A 21,064-nucleotide genomic window follows, 5' to 3' on the forward strand; every position below is an offset into this window, starting at 1 on the left:
CGAGCCAGTCTGGGCGGCTTCGAAAGGATGTGCTCGGCGCGCCGTTGCTGTCTCACGGGCTCGCTTCCCTCGACATCAACGGAACACGATAGCGTCCCATGCTCTGCACCCACCCACGCCGAGCTGGCGTGGCGTGGTCCGTCACATTTGTCTTGACCGTCCATGGCGGCCTGGGTAGCGTCCCCACGATGGCAGCTCGCATTCTTTCCTATCGCATCGGTCTTTTCACGCTCCTCCGGGAGCTGCAATACACCCTTTCCCACGCGCGCCAGGAGCCTCTCGCCGCGGTTTATGTGCCGGTCTTCCAGGAGCTCCGCGAGGAATGGAAGCTCGTCCTCCTCGAAGAAATCGAGATCCTCGATGGGATGTCGCAGGCGCAAGCCGCCGTCGACAAGGCCGACGGCGGGCTCGACGTCTTCGCCGGGCGTGCCTCGCGTGGCATTGACGACACCACCGAAGGCCCTACGCGCAAGCAGCTCCGCACCGCGCTTTTCAAGAACAAGCCGCTCGGGAAGTTCCGCCGGCCCGTCCTCGCCGGACAGCTCGACAACATGAGCGACTGGGCCGAGACGCTCGCGAAATGCGGCGTGCCCGCGCTCGTGGCCATGGCGCCCGAGGCGGAGACCCTCGTCTTCGCGGGCAAAGACGCCGAGCAATTGCGAAAGACCGCGCAGTCGAGCAATCGCGATTTCCGCGATGTCGGCAGGCGCAAGCAGTTCATCGACAAGGTCAACGCCGCCCGCAAAGAGGCGCACGGCGGGCTCGGAAAGCTGCCCTTCCAAAACCCCGCGCTCCCGCACGATTTCGCCGACGGTTTCTTCTACAGCGAGCCGCCTCGCGAGCAGGAGGAGACGATCGACGAGGTCAAGGCGGCGATCGCCGAGCTCACCGCCCAGCTCGAAGAGCGCAACGCCCTCCTGAAGAAGCTCGAAGAAGAAGCCGAGGCCGAGGCCCGCGCCGCCGAGGAGCGGCAGGCCCGGGCGCAGGCGGCCGAGGAGCTCGAAGCGCAGGCGAAAGCGCTGCTCGAACAGGCCGCCGCGCTCAGGGCGAAGGCCAGGAAATAACGCCTCGCGCCCGGCCCTCCTCCACAGCCCTTGCCCGCCACGCGCGATGGCGCGTACCCTCCCAACCTTGGCGATCAGGGTTCAGGGGAAAATCGGCGACAAATACGAGCTCTCCGCCGTCCTCGGAGAGGGGGCGATAGGCACGGTCTACGCCGCGAAGAACCTGCGAACCGGCCGGCGCGTGGCGATCAAGTCGCTGCGGGGGAGCGTCCTCGACCCGCGGGATCCCGAGCTTTTGCGCTTCGACCAGGAGGCGCGCATCGCGGGTTCGCTCGAATCGGAGCACATCGCCCAGGTGCTCGACATCGAGCGGGATCCCGCCACGGACGCCCCGTTCCTCGTGATGGAACTGCTCCGCGGGGAGGACCTGCAATCCCTCCTCGACAGGGTCGGCCCCTTGCCGGTCGACGTGGCTTTGCGGATCGCGGCGCAGGTTTGCGCGGGGCTCGCGGCGGCGCATGCGGCGGGCGTGGTGCATCGGGACATCAAGCCCGGCAATCTCTTTCTCGCGCGGCGGGAAGGCGGCGCAATCGTGGTCAAGATCCTCGATTTCGGCCTCGCCAAGATCCGGCGCCTCCCGCCGGATCTTTCCACGAGCGCCGCGCCTTCGGCCCTCTCGGCGCCGCAGCAGTCCATGACCGAGACGGGGCAGCTCCTCGGCTCGCCGCTTTACATGTCGCCGGAGCAGCTCGACGGCGCGAAAGGCATCGACGCACGCAGCGACCTGTTTTCGCTGGCGGTGACGCTGTTCGCGATGCTCACCGGAAAGCCGCCGCATGCGGACGTCAAATCGTTCCCCTTGCTGCTCAACCATATCGCGACGAAGCCGATGCCCACGGTGCGCGAGGTCGTGCCGGGGGTCGGCCCCGACGTGGAGGCGCTCCTCGAACGGGCGTCACGGCTTTCGCGTGAAGAACGGTTCTCCAGCGCGGCGGCGATGCGCGAAGCGATGAAGCCCCTCTTGCCGGGAGGCATGGCGCTGCGGGAGGACATGCTCGTCGGCCGCAGGGACGCGTCCAGCGAGGTGGGCATGACCCACATGGAGAGCGATTCGTACGCCATGATCGAGCGCGCGGTGGCCGAGGAACGGGCCCCGACGGAGGCGACGGTCTCGTCGCGCCCCCGGCGATGGCCTGTGTGGCTCGGGATCGCCGTCGTCCTGGTGGCGGCGGTCGTGATGGCCCTCGGGCTCCTTGGGCGCTAAGGAGGGGCATGAACCAGCGGGAAATCCTTGCTTTTATCGACCGGCTCCGGAAGGCGAGGACCTTCGAGGACGCCGCGCACACCTTGCTGCGCGCGATGCTCGACGCGGCGCTCGCGGCGCTCGCGGAGAGCGGCTTCGCCGGCCGCGGCAAGATCCTCCGCGGCATGGCGCACTGGCGGCCCGGCGACGGCTACCGGCGACTGGTCCTTCTCGACGATACGCAGCGCGGCGGCGAGCCGACCATCAACTATTTGCCCTCCGTGAGCGCGTGGCGCTGGGTCGTCACGCGCGAATGCCCCATTGCGATCGACGTCCCGCTCGGTCGCGTATGGACGTGGCAAAACGAATCCGCGAACCTGTTCCAGGAGGGCGGATTTTCCGGTCAGGACAGCGTGCTTCGGCTGACGAGCCGCGACACGAGCCACCTCTACGCGATCCCGCTGCGCACCCTGCACGGCGCGATCGAGGGAATGGCCACGGTCGAGGCGGGGTGCCCGAGGGCCGTCGGCGACGATTTCATCTTCCCGGCCATTCACGAATCACTGGAGCTCCTCGCCGACCTCGCGGCGCCTTACCTCGCGACCCTTCCGCCCCGGCCCGCGGCGACTGGCGCGACCGACGATCTCTTGCCCGTCATGGGCCAGAGCATGGCGGGCTTGATCGACATGCTCCGCGTCTTCGCGCAGCAGGAGGAGACCCTGCTCATCGGCGGTCCCACGGGTGCGGGCAAATCGCGCCTCGCGCGCTGGTGCCACGCGCGATCGGTCCGGCGTGAGGCGCCCTTCGAGGTCCTCGACCTCATCGCCGTGCCCGAAGAGCTGCAAATGGCGGAGCTCTTCGGCTGGAAAAAGGGCGCGTTCACGGGCGCGGTGCGCGACACGCCCGGGTGCATCACGCGGGCCTTCAAGGGGACGTTGTTCATCGACGAGATCGACAAACTCTCGCTGAAGGCGCAGGCGGGATTGCTCCAGCTCCTCGAATCGCGCACGTATCGCCCGATCGGGGACGGCGCGCGCGAGCAGCAGGCGAACGTGCGTTTCATCGTGGGGAGCAACGTCGACCTGTACGACCAGGTGAAGGCCGGACGGTTCCGGGAGGATCTTTATTATCGGATCAACGTGCTCCCGGTGCAGATCCCCCCGCTCGACGAGCGCCGGGACGAAATTGCGGAATGGGCGCGCTTCATGGCCTCGAGGCGCCATCGCGAATCGGTGCCGGGCGGGGAAGCGCGGATCGCGGCGGGCGTGGAGACGCTTCTCGGTGAGCATGCCTGGCCGGGCAATTTGCGTCAGCTCGACAACGTCGTTCGCCGGGCCTATGCGCTCGCGCTCATGACGCACGGTGAGGCAGGGTCGGAGATCTTGCTGGAGGAAAAGCATTTCGCGCGCGCCCTGAGCTACGAGCGGGGGAGCGGGCGAAGGTCGACGCTCGACGACCTGCGCGTCGCGGCGGGCGCGATCGTGGAAGAGGCCGAGCGGCAGCAGGGAAAGGGCCTCGTGTTCGACCTGGATCTCTGCGATGCATTCCGCGGCCTCGTGCTCGGCACGGCGGTGGAGCGGCTCGGTAGCCGGGACGCGGCGTTCCGGCTTTTCGGGAAGGGCGCGCAGGTGCAGGCGCGCAATCACCACAAGATGCTGCGGCGCGAGCTGGAGAAGGTCGAGGCGCTTTGCAAGGCGCTCGGGGAGGAGAGCGGGCCCTTTCGGGAGCTGAGGGACGACGAGGCCTGAGCGCCCCGGGCTCCGCGTCCACGGATGACGCACGCGCGTACCTACGTTACGCGCGCCGAGCCTCGCTCGGGCCCCGCGTCCGAGCGAGGCTCGGGTGCACGCAGCTCTCGCGTGTCGGCATGCGGGTTGCTTTGCGGCTATCCGCACCGCGAGCAACGCGGCCCAACACAGTATCCCGCTGGAGCTTCGACACCCATGAAACGTTATCATTCCATGGCGATTGCCATCGCGTCGGTCCTTGCCGTTTCCTACTCGTCGACCGGCTGCTCTGGCCCGGCCGAACCCTCCGCCGAGGAAAACGTTCAGACGGACGTGGCCCCGCTTTATGTAGCCTCGTCGAAGCTGTGGAGCGGAGAGTCCGTCCAGGTCTGCTGGGAAAACCCCAGCGCGGCGCCTCAAGCCGAGAGAGACTGGGTCAGACAAGCCGTCCTCGCGTCGTGGGACGCCCACACGCGGGTGGATTTCAATGGCTGGGGTACATGCACCAGCTCGTCGAATGGAATTCGCATCCGAATCTCCGATGAAGGCCCACACACAGATGGCCTCGGCACCGATCTCGACGGCGAAACGGATGGTATGGTATTGAACTTTACCTTCCAAAACTGGTCCCCGGACTGTCAGAACTCGCGCCGGTTCTGCATCGAAGCAATCGCGGTGCACGAGTTCGGGCACGCGCTCGGATTCGCTCACGAGCAGAATCGGCCCGACACCCCGTCGTGGTGCGATGAGGAGCAGGGGAGCGACGGTGACCTCACGCTAAACTTGTGGGATCTGGATTCGGTGATGAATTACTGCAATCCGGAATGGAACGGCAACGGCACGCTCAGCGAGAGCGACATCCAGGGCGCGATCCAGATGTACGGCACTCCGCGATGGATAACGGAGTACGGCTATGTTCAGGGATGGCGTGTGGACAAGCACCCGCGTATGATGGCGGACGTCGACGAGGATGGAAAGCAGGATGTCGTCGCATTCGGCGATGCGGGGACGCTCGTGTCCAGGTCCACCGGGACCGGCTTCATGGCGCCGGAACTATGGGTGGACCAATATAATTACAATCACGGCTGGCGCACCGAATATCACGAGCGGATGATGGCGGATGTCAACAACGATGGGAAGCCGGACGTGGTCGGCTTTGGGGACGCAGGCGTGCTGGTCTCGCTCTCGACGGGAAGCTCGTTTACGGCGCCGTCACTCTGGGTCGGCGATTATGGCTGGAATCAGGGCTACCGCGTGGACAAGCACCCGCGCATGATGGCCGACGTCAACAACGATGGGAAGCCGGACGTCGTCGCTTTCGGGGACAATGGCGTGGTGGTCTCGCTCTCGACGGGAAGTTCGTTCACGGCGCCGTCGCTCTGGCTCGCCAATTACGGCTACAATCATGGCTATCGCATCGACCAGCACCCACGCATGATGGCCGACGTCAACAACGATGGGAAACAAGACGTCGTCGTCTTTGCCAACAACGGCGTGTACGTGGCGCTCTCGACGGGAAGCTCCTTCTCGACGCCATCGCTTTGGGTCGGGAATTATGGTTACAACCACGGCTACCGCGTGGACATGCATCCGCGGATGACGGCCGATGTCAACGGCGACGGGAAGCAGGACATCGTTGCCTTCGGTGACAACGGCGTGGTCGTGTCTACCTCGACGGGAAGCTCCTTCACGACGCCCCAGCTCTGGGTCAACAGATTCGGGTATAATCAAGTCGGATGGCGCGTGGAACAGCACCCGCGCATGATGGCGGATGTAGACAATGACGGGAAAGATGACGTGGTCGGCTTTGGGGGCAACGGCGTTTATATCTCGCGCTCTACCGGGAGCTCGTTCGAGCTGCCGAGCCACCTGGTAGAAGGCTTCGGTTATGATTTCGGATGGCGCGTGGACATGCACCCGCGCATGATGGCGGATATCAATGGTGATGGAACGCAGGACGTGGTCGGCTTTGCAAATGAAGGCGTCTTCGTCAGACAGACCTACTGAGGTCCGCTCCCATCGCCCGGAGCTCCGCGTCCACGGATGACGCACGCGCGTACCTACGTTACGCGCGCCGATCCCCGCTCGGGCCCCGCGTCCGGGCGAGGATCGTGTAGACGCAGCTTTCACGTGTGCCTTTCGGGCCTGAAGCACCTCCGGACGACCTCTGGCACGACGGGTGCAATGTCCGTGATCGTCACCTTCGACAGGAGGCTCTCTCTTGAACCCTGGAACCACGCTGCTTCGTTGTGCTTCGCCGTTCGTGTTCATCGCCATGAGCCTCTATGGCCTGGGTTGCATGGCAGACCCCGAGGATCCGGGTTGGGATCCCGAGGGTGAGGTGCTCGGGGAGGCTCATCTCGGGTCAGGTGGCGATCCGGGGACCACCAATCACTTGAGGTATCGGGTCACCCATAATCATGGCGTGCAGCGGACCGTTCGTGTGATCGGTAATGCCGCGCTGGCCCCTTCCGGCTTCCTGCCCAGCATGCCCGACATGCCATCGCCCAGCGCGGCGGGTGAGTGGGCAGGCGCCAGGGTCGAGTTTCTGGAGAAGCTCATCGGTTGCGCCTTGGCCGAGGGGACCACCGTGGGGGACACGGGACATATTGTCGGGTACATGACGAGTGGGGGGTTCTCCGTGCCCGTGTTCCAGCAGTACCATGGTGAGATCGGTCTTGCGCCGGACTGGAGCACGCGCGCGCTCACGACGGATGAAAAGAGGTGGGTCACGGCCTGCGTCGTGGCGCGCACCAACCGCTACGGCGCGACGATCAACATCCTGCTCGGAGGCGCTCACCCGGAGATCACCTATCGAGCCAGCGAGGCCTACCCCTACACGGTGCCGGAGTCGACGGTGTGGGGCAATATGTTCGATTCTACAATGCCGCTGGGTAGCAACACCGATAGCACTCCAGCGTTCAATGCGTACATCTGTAGCGACGTGACGTTCTGCAGCTCTGCCGAGGGGGCGACCCTCCGGGCATGTGACGCGACGTATACGCCCTGCGGCTTCAGCTACATGGGACTCTGCGACACCTTCGATGCCTTCTGCAGCGATCCGTTGCATTCGACGTTCGAGGGCTGCTCGAACCGCTCCTACGCGATTCACAGCTACTTGAAGGCGAGCGACGCGACTTGCCCTTGAGCGCCCGCTCCGTCCGACGTTCCTGCGTTGCCGGACACTCGCTCACTCCATTCCCTTGGCCTCCTGAATGTTCGCCTGATGCGCCGCCGCGAGCCGCGGGTTTTCCCGGATCGCTGCCACGAACGCCTCGCCCGCCGCGCGCGCGGCTTTCTTTCGATCCTCTCCGCGTGAGACCCTCGCCCGTACCAGGAGGAGCTCCCCCTTCGCCACGAACGCTTGCGCGCTGTGCGGGTGAATGGCGAGCGCCTTCTCTGCGAATTCGAGCCCCACGTCGACATCAGCGTTCGCGCTTTTCTCGTGCCCATCCAACCACGGGGCCTTTTTCGCGTGAATCTCGGCGAGCATCTGATAGGGCCGAGGGTCGTTGCGCTCCTTCGCGACGAGAGGTCGCAGGACGGCCGCCGCGGCATCGAATCCTTGCTCGCGCGCCTCGCCGCTCACCGCGCGCGCGCGGGCGGCGAAGAGGTGGAGCCTGGCCAGGATATGGTGAGAATCGATGTCCCACGTGTCCTCCTCGGCGACCTTCTCCACGCGGTCCCGCACCGAAAGGAGCTCGGGGACGGGCAGGAGGCGGTTGGAGAGTGTGTGCTCGGCTTCGAGCAGCCGGAGCTCGGCGACCTCCATCAACAAGAAGCCCGTCTCCGTGCCTGGCGTCGCGAATGCATGGATCTTCTCCAGGCCTGCGGCGATCGAGGCGCGAGGATCCTTGCCGACCGAGAGCTCGTACGCAGCCCGAACCCGCAACGATTTGGCCGCGTAGTAGGCGGGTAGAAAGCCTCCGAGGCTCCGCTGTTCGACCAGGGCTACGGCGTTCGAGAGTGCATCCACGCTGCTCTGCGCTTCGAGCCCGTGCTCGGTCTCGTACACGAGCCTGTAGATGGCAGCGCGGATCTTGCCGAACATGGGCAAGGTGAAGCTCGGGTCCACTTCGATGGCTTGATCGAACCGCTGCGATGCGCTCCCGAGGAGCTGGCGAGGATCCTCGCCGTGGAGACGGTCGAACTCCGCTTTTATCAGATACGTTTGTCCGAGTTCGTTCAGCGCCCAGGTAAACCGAGGCTCGACGTCGAGGACGCGGTGGAACGCCGCTATCGCATCCTCGGCGGTCACGCGCTCGCCGCGCGCGGCCTGCCGCGCTGCCCGGACGTTCAATGTGGCAGCCAGCGCGTAAAGCGCCATCGCGTCCCGAGGGCGGACGCGTACGGCCTCTTCCACGGCCTGGAGGACGGCTTGCTGAGCCGCGTCCGCGTCATTCGCCTGGGCATTTTCCGTGAAAAATCGGTAATAAAGCGCGAGCGCACGTTCGACCCGCGCGGCGCCATCCAGGCTGCTTGATTGTACCGCCCGGGCGCAGGTGGCCTCCGCGTTACCGAACTCGATCTGCGCAGGTTTTCCCAGCGCTCCTGCCGCGAGCCCCATCTTCTCCCAAAGCTCACACTCCGCCCGATGCACCTCCGGATCACTCTCAGCCATCTCCGCCGCGACCTTGTACGCCTCGGCCGCCGGGCCAAACGACAGCATCATCTTGTCCCAATCGAACGCCGCGTCGTGCCGATACTTGCTCCCCTCCGCGAACAATGCATCCGCCTCGAGCTTCTTCGCCTCATACATCCATGGCGCCTGCTCGAAGGCCTCCCGCGCCTTCGCCCGCGCCTCCTCGTTTTTCCCCTCGTACAACGCGATGAGCCCCTCCACGTACGCCGGCGCCTCGATCTCCGCCCCCGACGCCGCCCTCAAATGACCGAGCGCCGGAGCTCGCAGCGCCGCCGCGAGCTCCGCCTCCCGCTTCTTGCGCTCCTCCGCGTTCGTGATCCGCTTCGTCTTCGCGAGCGCCCGCCGATAAAGCTCCCCGAGCGTCCGCCCCAGCGCGTATTCGAGCTCCGGCGATCGATACCCCGCGCCGACCGCCTTCTCCAGATGCTCCCGCGCCTTTTCCGGATCCCCCAGCGCGAGATATCCCCGCCCGAGCGCGTAATGCCCCGGGCCCTCGCCCACGCGCCCCGCCTCCTTCATCCGCTCCTCGATCGCCGAGAGCTTCCGCCGCACCACGTCCCGCTCGCGCTCCACGTCGTGCAGCGGCAGCTCGTAGGCCGCGCGCAAGAAGAGCTCCATCTCCTTCACCCGCTCGCCGAGCTCCTGCGCGATCCTCGCCTCGGCTGCCGCCTGCTGCCGTGCCTTCCACCACACGCCGGCGAGCGCCAGCGCCGCGACGAGGAGCACGCCGGAGACCGCCGTCGCGAGCTTGTGTTTCCGCGCCTTCTTCCACAGCACGTACCCCACCGACGCCCGCCGCGCCAGAATCGGCTCTCCGTCCAAAAACCGCTGCAAATCCTCGGCGAGCGCCCGCGCCGATTCGTATCGCCGCCCCGGATCTCGCTCCAGGCATTTCATCACGATCGTCTCGAGATCCGCCGGCACCCCTTTCTTCACCTTCCCCAGCGCAGGCGCCTCCTCGAAGGCGACCATCATCAAAAGCTTCCACGTGTGTGGCGCGACGAACGGCGGCCGCTCCGCGACGACGTCGTAGAGCGTCGCGCCGAGCGAATATACGTCCGAGCGTCGATCCAGCGCTCGCACGTCGCCCTTTGCTTGTTCCGACGACATGAACGCCGGGGTCCCCAGCACCGCCCCCGTCACCGTCTCTCCTTTGTCCGCGACCTCCCGCGCCAGACCGAAATCCATCACGTAGGGCTTGATGTCCCCGTCCGCGCTCCTTTCGACCATGATGTTGCCGGGCTTGATGTCCCGGTGAATGAGCCCGAGCCGGTGCGCTTCGTGGACCGCGGCCGAGACCTCCCGCATCAGCTTCACGCGTTGTTCGAGCGATAGCTGTCCGGCCATTTTCGAGAGCGGTTCACCCTCGATGTATTGCATTGCGATGAAAGGCTCGCCGTCGGCCTCTCCGGCCTCGTAGATCCGGCAAACGTTCTCGTGCTGGACCTTCGCCTGCGACCGCGCCTCCTGGAGGAAACGCCGCCCGAGCTCCGGATCGCTGCCCTTGAGCAGCTTGAGCGCCACCGTGCGTCCGAGCCGCGGATCCCGGCCGCGATAGACGGTCCCCATCCCGCCTTCGCCGAGGAAATGAATGTCCTCGTACCGTTCCGCGAGGGACGGGGGCACGCTGCGACGCTCCGACCGGAGCTCCAAAGGAGGGCCGAGTTCCGTCTGCGCGAGCGCGGGATCGACCAGCACCGTGCTGCTCTCCACGTCGACGTCCACCTCGGGCGACGCACGAACGACCCTCATTCAACCACCCCTTGCAGGCAGGGCATTCCGAGCAAGAAGCTTACCAGCCGGGCGGGCGGCGCGAAAGCCGTCATCCGCTCGTCCGTTCCGTCCGCGCCTCGCCTGTTGCTCGACGAAATGTCATGCCCCCGCAACACCGCCTCCCCCCTCCGACATCCAACCCGAGATCGAGGAGGATCTTCCGATGGAGCGCTGGGACACGATCGTCGTTGGGTCGGGCGCGGGGGGGCTCACGGCTGCGCTCGCGCTCGCGCGCGCGGGGCAGCGGGTGCTCGTCCTCGAACAGCATTACTTGCCGGGCGGCTGGACGCACAGCTTCGCGCTCGAAGGGTATCGATTCAGCCCTGGCGTCCATTATATCGGCGAGCTCGGCCCCGGCCAGTCCGCCCGCGCGCTCTACGAAGGCCTCGGCCTCGGCTCGGACCTCACGTTTCACGAGCTCGCGCCGGACGGCTTCGACCATTTCCTCCTCGGCGGCGAGCGCTTCGATGTCCCGCGTGGCTTCGATCGCTATTTCGAGCGCCTCGTCTCCCGCTTCCCCCACGAGCGCAAGGGGCTCGCGCGATACTTCGACGTCATCGGCCGCATTGTCGAGGGCACCCTCCGCTGCGAGGAGCTCCTCGTCTCCCCGCGCGGCGCCCTCGAGCTCCCGTTCCGCTCGAAAGACCTCTTCGTGTGGGGCCTGCGCACCCAGCACGCCCTCCTCGACAGCACCATTCGCGACCCGCTCCTCCGCGGCATCCTCGCCGCGCAATCGGGCAACCATGGTTTGCCCCCATCGCGCGTCTCGCTCCCCCTCCATGCCCGCATGATCAACCATTACTACGACGGCGGGTATTATCCGCGCGGCGGCGCCAAACGCATTCCGATGGCCATGATCAAGGCCCTCCGCAGGCGCGGCGGCGAGATTCGTCTCCGCACCCGGGTCCGCCGCATCCTCGTCGAATCCGGCCGCGCGGCCGGCGTCGAACTCGAATCGGGCGAGCGTATCGCCTCCCGCGCCGTCGTCTCCAATGCCGACCCCGCGATCACCTTCGGCAAGCTCCTCGAACCGCCGCACGGCGAGCGCGAGCGCCGGAAGACCGGCCGCATGGAATACTCCGTCGGCATCCTCAGCGTCTTTTGCGCTACCGACCTCGACCTACCCGCGATGGGCCTCGATTCGGGCAATTACTGGTGTTATCGCACCCTCGACGTGAACGGCGTCTACGAGCGCGCCCTCCACGCGCTCCCCCACGGAATCATCGAGGGTCTCTTCCTCACCGTCACCACCCTGAAGGACCCCGGCCACGCACCGAAGGGCCACCATACCCTGGAGCTCTTCACGTTCGTCCCGTACGAACCCTTCGAACGCTGGGCCGGCACCGCGGCGGCGCGCCCCGAGGGATACCGCGACCTCAAGGAGCGCCTCGGCGACGCCCTGATCGCCGCGGCCGAGCGTGTGATCCCCGGACTCGGCAAGAACCTCACCTTCCGCTCCGTGGGCACGCCCCTCACGAACGATTTTTATTGCGAGACCCACCGCGGCTCGAGTTATGGCACGGCGAAGAGCCCCCTCCAGCTCGGCCCCTTTTCCTTCCCCATTCGTTCCAGTGTCCCCGGCCTTTACAGCGTCGGCGCGAGCACGCTCAGCCATGGCGTCGCGGGCGCGGCCACCTCCGGCCTCTTCGCGGCCCGTGACATCCTCGGCGTCCGCCACATCGCAGACCTCCTCGCCCCGCCCGACGGCTCGCTCCAGATCGTCCCGGCCGCCGAGCTCGCGCCCGCCTCCAGGACCCGCGTACACGCGCCCGCCGCGGCGCACGACGACGACACCGAGGACGCCCTCGCTTCCTGAGCGACGACAAACCCCCTTTCCCGCGCCCACCCTTTCCGCTATCGAATGGGCGCGCCGATGCCCGATCCCCGCCCTGCCTGGTCGCTTTTCCTCGACGTCCTCCGTGGCCCGCGCGCCGCCATGGCGGGCGTCGCGGCGCGCGCGGACGCGCGGGAAGGGCGGGCGGCGATGCTCGTGCTCGGCGCCTTGCACACCGCGTTTTCCCTTCTCCTTTTCCTTTCGGGCCATGCGCCGAGGTTTGGCCTGCCGGGGCTCGGGCGGGAGCGGCATTACCTCGTCCAGGCCCTCCTCGCCGTGCCGCTTTACCTCGTCCTCTGGCGCGTCGGCGGCGGCATCACGCATGCCATCGCGCGCCGCGCATCCCCGCCGGGCGGGGAGGGGAGCCGGCAGGATGCGTCGCTCGCGGTATTCGGCGTGGCGTATGCCGTGCCGATGACGCTCCTCTTCATCGTGCCCGATATCGCCGTCTATTTCGCCCTCGGCTTTTCGGCCATCGGAAAGGCCATGCGGTATTACGCGCCGCTCGCCGCGGCCTCTTGCCTCGCGCTCGGCACGATGGGTTTGTCACGGGCGCACCATCTCCGCACGCGGACGGCCCTCCTCGCCACGCTCGTCGGATTCGTGGCGCAGGCCCTTCTCGGCGCATTTTTCCTGCGGTAGGAGCGATCGTGGACGCCTCGGAAACACTCGTCATCCTCGGCTGTGGTTTTACGGGAACGTTCGCCGCCAAGCAGGCCCTCGCCGCGGGGATCCGCGTCGTGGGCACGACCCGCTCCCCCGAGCGCGCCGCCGCCTTGTCACGGCTCGGCGTCGACGTCCGCCTCGTGCCCCGCCTCGACGAAGCCCTCGTCGCGCCGCTCCTCCGCGAGGACACGCGCGTCCTCGTCACATACCCGCCCGACGACGCGACCGACGCCGCCCTCTTGCCCCTTCTCTCCCGCGCCGCGTCTGCGGTCTACATCTCCTCGACCGGCGTGTATGGCAGCGCCGCGGGCCGGATCGACGAGGAAACTCCGGTGGATCCCCGTGAACCTCGCGCCGCCGCCCGCCTCCGGGCCGAGGCCCTCGTGCGCGCGGCCGGCGGGATCGTCCTCCGCGCGGCGGCCATTTACGGCCCGGGTCGGGGCCTACACGTCCGGCTCGCGCGGGGCGAACACAAGATCGCCGAAGGCGGCCACGCCGTCATCAGCCGCATCCACGTGGAGGACCTCGCGCGCCTCGCCCTCGCCGCGCTCGCGCGTGCTCCGAAAGGCGAGGTCTTCGTGGTCGCCGACGATGCGCCCGTCCCTCAGTCCGAGGTCATCGACTGGCTCTGCGCTCGGCTCGGCGTCCCGCGACCCACCGAGGTCCCGAGGGATCACCTTCCCCCGACCCTCCGGAACGACCGTCGCGTCGACGCCGGGAAGATTCGACGAGAGCTAAGGGTTTCCCTCGATTACCCGACGTATCGCGAGGGGTTCGTCGCCTGCCTTGCCGCGGAGGCCGACCCCACGACCTCGTAAGAATTTAGTTTGCGTTGCCAACTATTTCGTTGGCTCACCAATTACGTCTGGTCTATCTTCGGCGGTCATGGAAAAGCTGATCCGCGGCCTCATCGACTTCCGCAAGAACAAGCTCCCCGGCCTGGCTCCGCTCTTCAAGCAGCTCGCGGAGCGGGGGCAGAAGCCGGACGTCCTCTTCTTTGCTTGCGCCGACAGCCGTGTGGTCCCGAACCTGATGGTCTCCACCGACCCGGGGGACCTCTTCGTGGTTCGGAGCGTCGGCAACCTGGTCGCGCCGGCCACCGCGTCCGGCATCTCCGTGGGCGACGTCTCCGAAGCCTCGGCCATCGAGTTCAGCCTGGCCAAGCTCAAGATCAGGCACATCGTCGTCTGTGGTCATTCTCGCTGCGGCGCCATCGAGGCCATCCTCAACGGCCGCGAGAACTACAGCGCCTTGCCGAACCTCAAGGCGTGGCTCGCGCACGGCGAAGCTGCCTTTGCGCGCCTCGTGCGCTCGCCCTTCATCAAGGACGACCTGTCGGCTGTCGATCGCCTCTCCCAGGCCAACGTCCTCCAGCAGCTCGAGCACATCGCGAGCTACGCGAACGTCCGCACGCTCGTGGACGAGGGCGCGATCACGCTGCACGGCTGGTGGTTCGACGTCGCGACGGGCGACGTGCACGTCTACGATAGGGAGCGCGGCGGCTACATCCTGCTCGACGAGACCGAGGCCGAGCGCGTGCTGGCCGGCCAATCCGCGTTTCAGCATAGCTGACGGCCAGGCCGAGGGCCTCACGCCGGGATCAACCCGGAGTGAGTAAGGAGGCCCGGGTGCGCTTTTTCGTTCACATCGCGCCCGGAGTGACTCTCCATCGGTGGAGGTCCCCACATGGCAGAGGAACAAAGCAAGGCGGAGTGACTCTCCATCGGTGGAGGTCCCCACATGGCAGAGGAACAAAGCAAGACGGAGGGCGCCCCACCGCTCACACCCGTCGCCCCGGAGGAACGCAACCCGCTTCTCGACGTCCTTCGCGGGTTCGCCCTGCTCGGCATCATCGTGATGAACATGCCGGGCTTCAGCGTGCCCGACGGCATCCACGCGCTCGACGAGCACTACTTCCCGCGCTTCTACGACCGGGCGGCCGAGACCGTCACGTCGATCGTGTTCGCGGGCAAGGCCAACTCCATCTTCTCGTTCTTGTTCGGCCTCGGGCTGACCGTCCAGATGCAGCGCGCCGAGGCGAGCGGCGCGCGCCTCACGCCTCTCTACCTGCGACGTGTCGCCGTGCTTTTCCTCGTGGGCGCCGCGCATGCGATCTTCCTCTGGAACGGGGACGTGCTGCACACGTATGCGGTCCTCGGGCTCTTCTTGCTCGCCTTGCGCCGCGCCTCCGATCGGCTCGTCTTCGGGCTCATCGCGATCGCGTTCCTCGCGCCGACCGTGCGCAGCATGATCGGGCTCCTTCTGCAAGAAGCGCCCCCGCATCCGAGATCCTTCTGGGTCGCCATGGCGCATGAGCACATGCGGATCTACTCGACGGGGACCTATCTCGAGCAAATCGGGGCGCGGCTCGCGGTTTTCGCGGATGCGTACGCCATGATCCGGATCGGCCACGGCATGATCTGGTGGTATCTCTCGGTGTTCGTCACGATGCTCCTCGGGCTCTACGCGGGCAAAAAGCGGCTGCTCGAGGACGTCGCGGAGAACCTCCCGCGGATTCGCAAGGTCCTCTGGATCTCGCTGAGCCTCGGAATCGCCGCGTCGGTGGGTTTTTCTCTGCTCTTCGAGTTCCGACCCATGCCCCCGCCGGAAGGCTGGACCTGGTACGGCTTCTTCGCCGAACTGCTCTTCCGGGTGAACCGGCCCCTGCTCTGCATCGCTTACATCGCGGCGATCGCGCTCCTGCTCCAGACCGACCGCGGCAAGCGCGTGCTCCTCGTGCTCGCGAGCCCGGGCCGCATGCCGCTGACGAATTACCTGACGCAGAGCCTGATCGCGACCACGCTCTTTTATAGTTACGGATTTGGCTGGTACGGCAAAGTCGGCCCGCTCCTCGGGACCGGGATCGCGGTGGCGATCTTCGCCGTGCAGGTCGTCTGGAGCCGATTCTGGCTCGCGCGTTTCCGCTATGGCCCGCTCGAATGGCTGTGGCGCGCCGCGACGTACGGCAAGCTGCCGCCGATGCGCCTCGCGCAAACCCCGGCGGCGCCTGTGCCGGTCAGCCCCACCGCGTCGGGTTCGTAAAACCCTCTCAGCCCGCGGCCCCGCCCGGCAGCCCCGTCGGGTCCGGGTCGTTCACGTCTTTCGCGTCCCGCCGTCGCCGCGCCGCCGGATCGTCGTACATGAAGATCACGGTGAACAGCACGAACGCGGCCCACATTGCCACGTGGTGGTAAAGCATCGCGACCCCGCCGAGGCGCTGGAAGATCTGGCTCGCAACGAGCGGGCCCGAGAGGATGCCCGCCGCGTAGAACATGTTGTAGATCGAGTTCGCCCGGCTGTAATCGCGCGGCTCGACGATGACGCCCGTGAGCGCGAGCGCGACCGGCGACATCGACGCGAACGACCCGCCCGTCCCGAAGACGATGGCGAGCATGAGCCAATAGTTGTCGGCGTAGATGAAGCCGGCCACGCAGCAGAGCCCGATGAACGAGAGCACGCGGACCGCGCGCAGGTGCCCCACGCGGTCCGCGACCCGGCCCGCCACGTTCGAGAAGATCATCATGCCGAGGCAAAACAGCCCCGGCAGCACGATCGTGCGGTTCTCGGGAATCCCCTTCGACTCGATGAGGTAAAGCGGCAGGAAAATCACCACGGCCGCCTGGAAGTAGCCGTACGAGAACGAGGCGAAGCACGACGTCTTGATACGCCACAGGATCGTGGCGGCCGAGAGCTCCGAGCCCTTTTCGCCCTCCGTCTCCTCATCCGCGCTCGCGCCCTCGACGGGCGGCGCCGGCGGCATCTTCAAGGCCACGTAAAGGCCGGCGCTGAGCGCGAACAGGGCGGCCACGCCGAACGAGACGGTCGCAGGAACGAACCGATCCATGCCCGTCGCCATGAGCGGACCGGCCACGTATCCGCTCGCGAGCCATATCGCATAAAGGGTCGTGAGGTACGCCTTGTGCTCCTTCCGGGCTTGCGCGAGCAGCACCGTCTCGGAGCTGACCCATATGCCGATCGTGAACAGGCCGTCGACGAAGCGCACGCCCGCGACCTGGGCGAAGGTCTTCGCGAACGGGAAGGCGGCGAGGCAGCCCGCGTACCCGACGAGCGACGCGGAAAGGACTCGCTCGGCCGAAAACCGTCGAATGATCGCCCCGACCGGGAGCGCGAAGGCCACGAGCCCCGCGCCGAAGAAGAGGGCCAGAAAGCCGATCGAATCCTTCGAGTACCCCAGCCGGTTCAGGTGCACCGCCGTGAGACCGATCGAGATGCCGCACGCAATCCCGAACGGTAACGTGGTCGCATAGAGACGGCGGAGCTGGGGGGTGACAGGACTCACGCACGGCCTCTACCATGGCGGCCGCGCGTGGGCTATGTGCCTCTGCTGCGAACGACTTTTCTCATCGGCCGCCGCGTCGCAGCATGAACGCCCGCCTGCCGAAGCGTCGATCCAGAGCCGCGCTTTTGTGTTGACAGGAAGGGCCCGCGCGGACCCGCGAGCGGGCGAGCCCGGCGCGTGTCAATGGCGGTATCGGATCAAAACCCGTCGCAGTCGCCGGGCACGACCTCTCTCAGGTGCACGACCTCGCCGTCGAAGCGGCAGATCACGCTTCGATCCGGGTTGAGCGGGCTGTTCAAGAGGCAGTTGTCGAGCGCCTCCTCGCATGAGCTGTCCGGCGTGTGCATCGAGCCGCCCTGGTCCCAGCAGAACTTGAAATCGTAAACCCCGGGCGCCTCCTTGCCCGCGCACGAATCCGCGCCCTCCGGCTCGTCGTCGCATTCGAGCATGCCCTCGGCCACGTGGCTCGTCTGCGTGTAGCCCTGCTCGATTGCACACGACGAGTCGGCCTGGAGGTCGTCGTGCAGCGTGAAGTGCGTGGCCTGATAACAGCCGTGGAACGAGGTCAACGCGCGCCCCGTCAGGTTCTCGACCGCGGCGACGAGCGTCTGCGTATCGCTCCCGCCCTCGGCGTGCGGCCATGCATAGCCATACGCGCCGAGCGAACCGTCCGGGCCGTCGTGAATCTCGACCGCCACGCCCGCGGGCACGTCGGCCGTTTGATCGTGATAGCCGTTCAGGATCACCTTTTCGAGCGTGACGCCTTCGGCCGCGGTGACGGTCCAGTGCACCGGCTCGTACGACGAGAGGACCAGGATCGAGCTCGATTGCCGCTCGACGTGCACCGAAGCCGCGCCGGGCGGGTGCACGCCGCCGCCGTGATTGCCGTGTGATTCGTAGATGCCGATGAGGTGCAGCTCCGAGCCGCAGACGGGGGGCGGGTTCACGACGCCGCCGGGATCACCCGGGCCAGGCTGACCAGGCTGGCCGTCCTCGCCGCCGCCCCCGATCACGACCGTACCCTTGCAGCCCAAAAGACCGAGCGTGCCCGTGAGAACGAGACCCGCGAGCGTCCGCCCGAAATACGATAAGGTCATTTCCATTCCTCCGCGCGAAAGCGATGCGACGGGGAACGTAGCACGCGTGGAATGGCTGGAGAAGTGTCGACGCGCCGCCCGCCGGGATTTTGGCAGAGATCCGCCTACACCTGCTGCGGCGCGTCGATCGCCGTCGCTCGTCAATGAACCGCGCGCACTTCGCCGCCCGTCTCCGCGTCGTTGCCGAGCGGGACGGTCTCTTCGTCGGCCGGCCGATCTTCCAGCGCTGCGTGGATCACCTGGCTCATGTCCTCGGCGAACACGAACGTCAGCGAGCTACGCACCTCCTCCGGCACCTCCTCGACGTCGCGCGCGTTCTTTTGCGGCAGAATCACCCGCTTGATGCCGGCCCGATGCGCGGCCATCACCTTCGCTTTGATCCCGCCGACGGGGAGCACGCGCCCACGCAGCGTGCATTCGCCGGTCATGGCCGTATCACTGCGCACCCGCCGCGACGAGAGCAGCGAGGTCAGCGCCGTGAACATCGTCACGCCCGCGCTCGGCCCGTCCTTGGGCACGGCGCCCGCGGGCACGTGAATGTGCAGGTCCTCCTCTTCGAGCTTCGACGTATCCACGCCGAGCTCCGCCGCGTGGCTCTTCACGTACGAAAGCGCCGCCTTTGCCGATTCCTTCATCACGTCGCCGAGCTGCCCCGTGATTTCCACGCGGCCTCGGCCCGGCATCCGGCTCGTCTCGATGAACAGAATGTCGCCGCCCACCGGCGTCCACGCCATTCCCGTCGCAACGCCCGCCGACGCCGTCCGCTCCGCCACCTCCGCGAAAAACTTCACCTTGCCGAGGTATTTTCCGAGATCGCTCTCCTCCACGTGCAGGTTCGGCTTTTCGTCCTTCGCCCGCGCCACCTCCAGCGAGAGCGCGCGGCAGAGCTTCTTGATTTCCCGTTCGAGCTGACGAACGCCCGCCTCCCGCGTGTAATCGCGCACGATGGCCCGGAGCGCGTCGTCCGTGATCGTCAACGTGCCCTCGGGGATCCCGTGCGCCGCGAGCTGCTTCGGGATCAGGTGCCGGCGCGCGATCTGCGCCTTCTCGTCCGGCGTGTATCCGGGGACCTCGATGATCTCCAATCGATCGCGGAGCGGCGCCGACAGCGTGCCGAGGTCGTTCGCCGTGCAGACGAAGAGCACCTCGGACAGGTCGAACGGCAGCTCTAGGTAATGGTCCTGGAACGTCTTGTTTTGCTCCGGATCCAGCACCTCGAGCAGTGCCGCCTCGGGATTGCCCGCCCAGCCCACCGCGAGTTTGTCGATCTCGTCGAGCAGCACGACCGGGTTCTTCACCTTCGCCTTCTTCATCCCGTGCACGATCCGGCCCGGGAGCGCCGCCACGTACGTGCGCCTATGCCCGCGGATCTCCGCCTCGTCGCGCACGCCGCCGAGCGCGATCCGCACGAACGGCCGCCCCGTCGCGTCCGCGATCGATTGCCCAATGGAGGTCTTGCCAACCCCGGGCGGGCCCGCGAGGCAGAGAATGCTGCCCTTCGCCGTGCCCTTCAATTTCAGCACTGCGATGTGCTCCAGGATCCGGCGCTTCACGTCGCCGAGGCCGTAATGGTCCTCGTCGAGCTTCTTGCCGACCGCGTCGATGTCGTCCTTCGCGTCGGCGCGCTGGCTCCACGGTAGCTCCGCGATCCAGTCGAGGTACGTCCGGATCACGTTGTATTCGGCCTGCTGCGGCGAAAGCGCTTCGAGCCGCTTGATCTCGCGATCGGCGACCGTGCGCACCTCCTCGGGCAGATTCGCCTTTTCGAGCCGCTCGCGCAGCTTGCCCGTCTCGTCGTCCGAGCTTTCCTCGCCGAGCTCTTTCTTGATGGCCCGGAGCTGCTCGCGCAGGATCGCCTCGCGCTGGTGATTGCCGATCTCGCGGCGCACGTCCTGCTCGATTTTGCGCTTCACCTCGGAGAGCGATTTCTGCTCGATGACGAAGCCCGCGACGATACGCAGCCGCTCGACCACGTCGAGCGCCTCGAGCACCCGCATGTCCTTGTCCGACGTGAGCCCGAGCAGCGCCGAGACCCGATCCGCGAACAGGCCCGGATCCTCCTCGGCGAGCGACGGCTCGATCGAATTCTCGATTCCACGGCCGAGCTCGCGCACCTGATCGAAGAGCGCGCGGGCGAAGAGCTTGGCCTCCTCGCTCGATTCGCTCGTCTCCGCGGCGACCTCGCCCTCCGCGAGCCAGAATGGATCCCGACGCACGATACGACCGAGGTGCATGCGGCCCACGCCCTCGATGACGAGCTTCATGTCCCCGCTCGGCAGCCTGCCCGTCTCCACCACCCGGGCGAACGTCCCGAGGCGATAGAGATCCGACTCGGCCGGATCCCCGAGGTTGCGGTCTTTCTGCGTGAGGACGCCGATCACGTCCCCCTTGTTCAGCGTGCGGACGAGCGCCACCGAGCGCTCGCGGCCGATGGGAAGAGCGATCACCGCGCCGGGAAAGAGCACCCCGTTGCGGAGCGGAAGCACCGGAAATGGAGAAGAGGGCGCGCGGGCCCCGTCGCGGAGGGTCGTCATCGTGGGACTCCTTGGGACTTCAGGAAAGAGCGCCTCGCCACGGTCGGCGTCGCCGGTCCGGTGGCCCGAGGCGTGAACGAACCATAAATCCGTTCACTGCTCCGTCAACGGGGGGACGTGCGAAGGGGTGACGGGACGGTACGGGAGGCTCGTGGGGGGCCTTCCGCCCAGGGGCGCCACACGTGTGACGTTCGTCATGACCGCGTAGAGAAGATGATCCGCGCCCCGCCGACGCGTATGCTGG

14 protein-coding genes are annotated in these 21,064 nt (G+C 66.8%); 10 read left to right on the plus strand and 4 right to left on the minus strand.

Translation table 11 applies throughout. From position 1 onward, the window contains the following. Positions 1-188 precede the first annotated feature (188 nt). The 5 genes from KEG38_RS22685 (at position 189) to KEG38_RS22705 (ending at position 7,122) form a co-directional block, all read left to right on the plus strand. A complete protein-coding gene (locus KEG38_RS22685; RefSeq protein WP_272421813.1) occupies positions 189-1,064 on the plus strand; it encodes a hypothetical protein in 876 nt (291 codons plus the stop codon). A gap of 67 nt (positions 1,065-1,131) precedes the next feature. Continuing rightward, positions 1,132-2,268: a serine/threonine-protein kinase gene (locus tag KEG38_RS22690; protein ID WP_272421815.1), complete on the plus strand. Its 1,137-nt coding sequence runs from the start codon at positions 1,132-1,134 to the stop codon at positions 2,266-2,268. 8 nt (positions 2,269-2,276) lie between these two features. Then, positions 2,277-3,995 carry a sigma-54-dependent transcriptional regulator gene (locus KEG38_RS22695; RefSeq protein ID WP_272421816.1) on the plus strand — a complete coding sequence of 573 codons (1,719 nt, stop codon included), beginning with the start codon at positions 2,277-2,279 and terminating at the stop codon, positions 3,993-3,995. A 195-nt stretch (positions 3,996-4,190) separates the two neighbouring features. After that, positions 4,191-5,981, plus strand: a complete 1,791-nt coding sequence (locus tag KEG38_RS22700) for an FG-GAP-like repeat-containing protein (protein ID WP_272421817.1) — start codon at positions 4,191-4,193, stop codon at positions 5,979-5,981. Between the two features lie 214 nt (positions 5,982-6,195). Continuing rightward, the gene (locus KEG38_RS22705) at positions 6,196-7,122 is read left to right on the plus strand and encodes a hypothetical protein (protein ID WP_272421818.1); all 927 of its coding nucleotides are present in this window, start codon (positions 6,196-6,198) and stop codon (positions 7,120-7,122) included. Positions 7,123-7,164: 42 nt separating this feature from the next. Here the strand turns inward: KEG38_RS22705 and KEG38_RS22710 are convergent, their stop codons facing one another. Continuing rightward, positions 7,165-10,368: a serine/threonine-protein kinase gene (locus KEG38_RS22710; RefSeq protein ID WP_272421819.1), complete on the minus strand. Its 3,204-nt coding sequence runs from the start codon at positions 10,366-10,368 to the stop codon at positions 7,165-7,167. Between the two features lie 184 nt (positions 10,369-10,552). Here KEG38_RS22710 and KEG38_RS22715 point away from each other — a divergent pair, with 184 nt between their 5' ends. The 5 genes from KEG38_RS22715 (at position 10,553) to KEG38_RS22735 (ending at position 15,931) form a co-directional block, all read left to right on the plus strand. Further along, positions 10,553-12,205: a phytoene desaturase family protein gene (locus KEG38_RS22715; RefSeq protein ID WP_272421820.1), complete on the plus strand. Its 1,653-nt coding sequence runs from the start codon at positions 10,553-10,555 to the stop codon at positions 12,203-12,205. A gap of 57 nt (positions 12,206-12,262) precedes the next feature. Beyond that, positions 12,263-12,865, plus strand: a complete 603-nt coding sequence (locus tag KEG38_RS22720) for a YIP1 family protein (protein ID WP_272421821.1) — start codon at positions 12,263-12,265, stop codon at positions 12,863-12,865. Positions 12,866-12,873: 8 nt separating this feature from the next. Next, on the plus strand, positions 12,874-13,707 hold the full coding sequence (locus KEG38_RS22725) for an NAD-dependent epimerase/dehydratase family protein (RefSeq protein WP_272421822.1): 834 nt from the start codon (positions 12,874-12,876) through the stop codon (positions 13,705-13,707). A 67-nt stretch (positions 13,708-13,774) separates the two neighbouring features. Further along, entirely contained in the window at positions 13,775-14,461 is a 687-nt protein-coding gene (locus KEG38_RS22730) for a carbonic anhydrase (RefSeq protein WP_272421824.1), read from the plus strand. Between the two features lie 168 nt (positions 14,462-14,629). Beyond that, positions 14,630-15,931, plus strand: a complete 1,302-nt coding sequence (locus KEG38_RS22735; RefSeq protein WP_272421825.1) for a DUF418 domain-containing protein — start codon at positions 14,630-14,632, stop codon at positions 15,929-15,931. 7 nt (positions 15,932-15,938) lie between these two features. Here KEG38_RS22735 and KEG38_RS22740 read toward each other — a convergent pair whose 3' ends face one another. From KEG38_RS22740 to lon, 3 genes are all read right to left on the minus strand, one after another. Continuing rightward, on the minus strand, positions 15,939-17,189 hold the full coding sequence (locus KEG38_RS22740) for an MFS transporter (RefSeq protein ID WP_272421826.1): 1,251 nt from the start codon (positions 17,187-17,189) through the stop codon (positions 15,939-15,941). A gap of 197 nt (positions 17,190-17,386) precedes the next feature. Beyond that, a complete protein-coding gene (locus KEG38_RS22745; protein WP_272421827.1) occupies positions 17,387-18,286 on the minus strand; it encodes a hypothetical protein in 900 nt (299 codons plus the stop codon). A 140-nt stretch (positions 18,287-18,426) separates the two neighbouring features. Then, positions 18,427-20,820: an endopeptidase La gene (lon, locus tag KEG38_RS22750; protein ID WP_272421828.1), complete on the minus strand. Its 2,394-nt coding sequence runs from the start codon at positions 20,818-20,820 to the stop codon at positions 18,427-18,429. Positions 20,821-21,064 lie beyond the last annotated feature (244 nt).

Source organism: Polyangium jinanense (assembly GCF_028435265.1).
Taxonomy (GTDB): Bacteria; Myxococcota_A; Polyangia; order Polyangiales; family Polyangiaceae; genus Polyangium; species Polyangium jinanense.

Excerpts from the sequence above, each read along its gene's own strand:
- KEG38_RS22685 (WP_272421813.1), top strand. The coding sequence starts at position 189 with ATGGCAGCTCGCATTCTTTCCTATCGCATCGGTCTTTTCACGCTCCTC.
- KEG38_RS22695 (WP_272421816.1), top strand. The coding sequence starts at position 2,277 with ATGAACCAGCGGGAAATCCTTGCTTTTATCGACCGGCTCCGGAAGGCG.
- KEG38_RS22700 (WP_272421817.1), top strand. The coding sequence starts at position 4,191 with ATGAAACGTTATCATTCCATGGCGATTGCCATCGCGTCGGTCCTTGCC.
- KEG38_RS22710 (WP_272421819.1), bottom strand. The coding sequence starts at position 10,368 with ATGAGGGTCGTTCGTGCGTCGCCCGAGGTGGACGTCGACGTGGAGAGC.
- KEG38_RS22715 (WP_272421820.1), top strand. The coding sequence starts at position 10,553 with ATGGAGCGCTGGGACACGATCGTCGTTGGGTCGGGCGCGGGGGGGCTC.
- KEG38_RS22720 (WP_272421821.1), top strand. The coding sequence starts at position 12,263 with ATGCCCGATCCCCGCCCTGCCTGGTCGCTTTTCCTCGACGTCCTCCGT.
- KEG38_RS22730 (WP_272421824.1), top strand. The coding sequence starts at position 13,775 with ATGGAAAAGCTGATCCGCGGCCTCATCGACTTCCGCAAGAACAAGCTC.
- KEG38_RS22735 (WP_272421825.1), top strand. The coding sequence starts at position 14,630 with ATGGCAGAGGAACAAAGCAAGACGGAGGGCGCCCCACCGCTCACACCC.
- KEG38_RS22745 (WP_272421827.1), bottom strand. The coding sequence starts at position 18,286 with ATGACCTTATCGTATTTCGGGCGGACGCTCGCGGGTCTCGTTCTCACG.
- lon (WP_272421828.1), bottom strand. The coding sequence starts at position 20,820 with ATGACGACCCTCCGCGACGGGGCCCGCGCGCCCTCTTCTCCATTTCCG.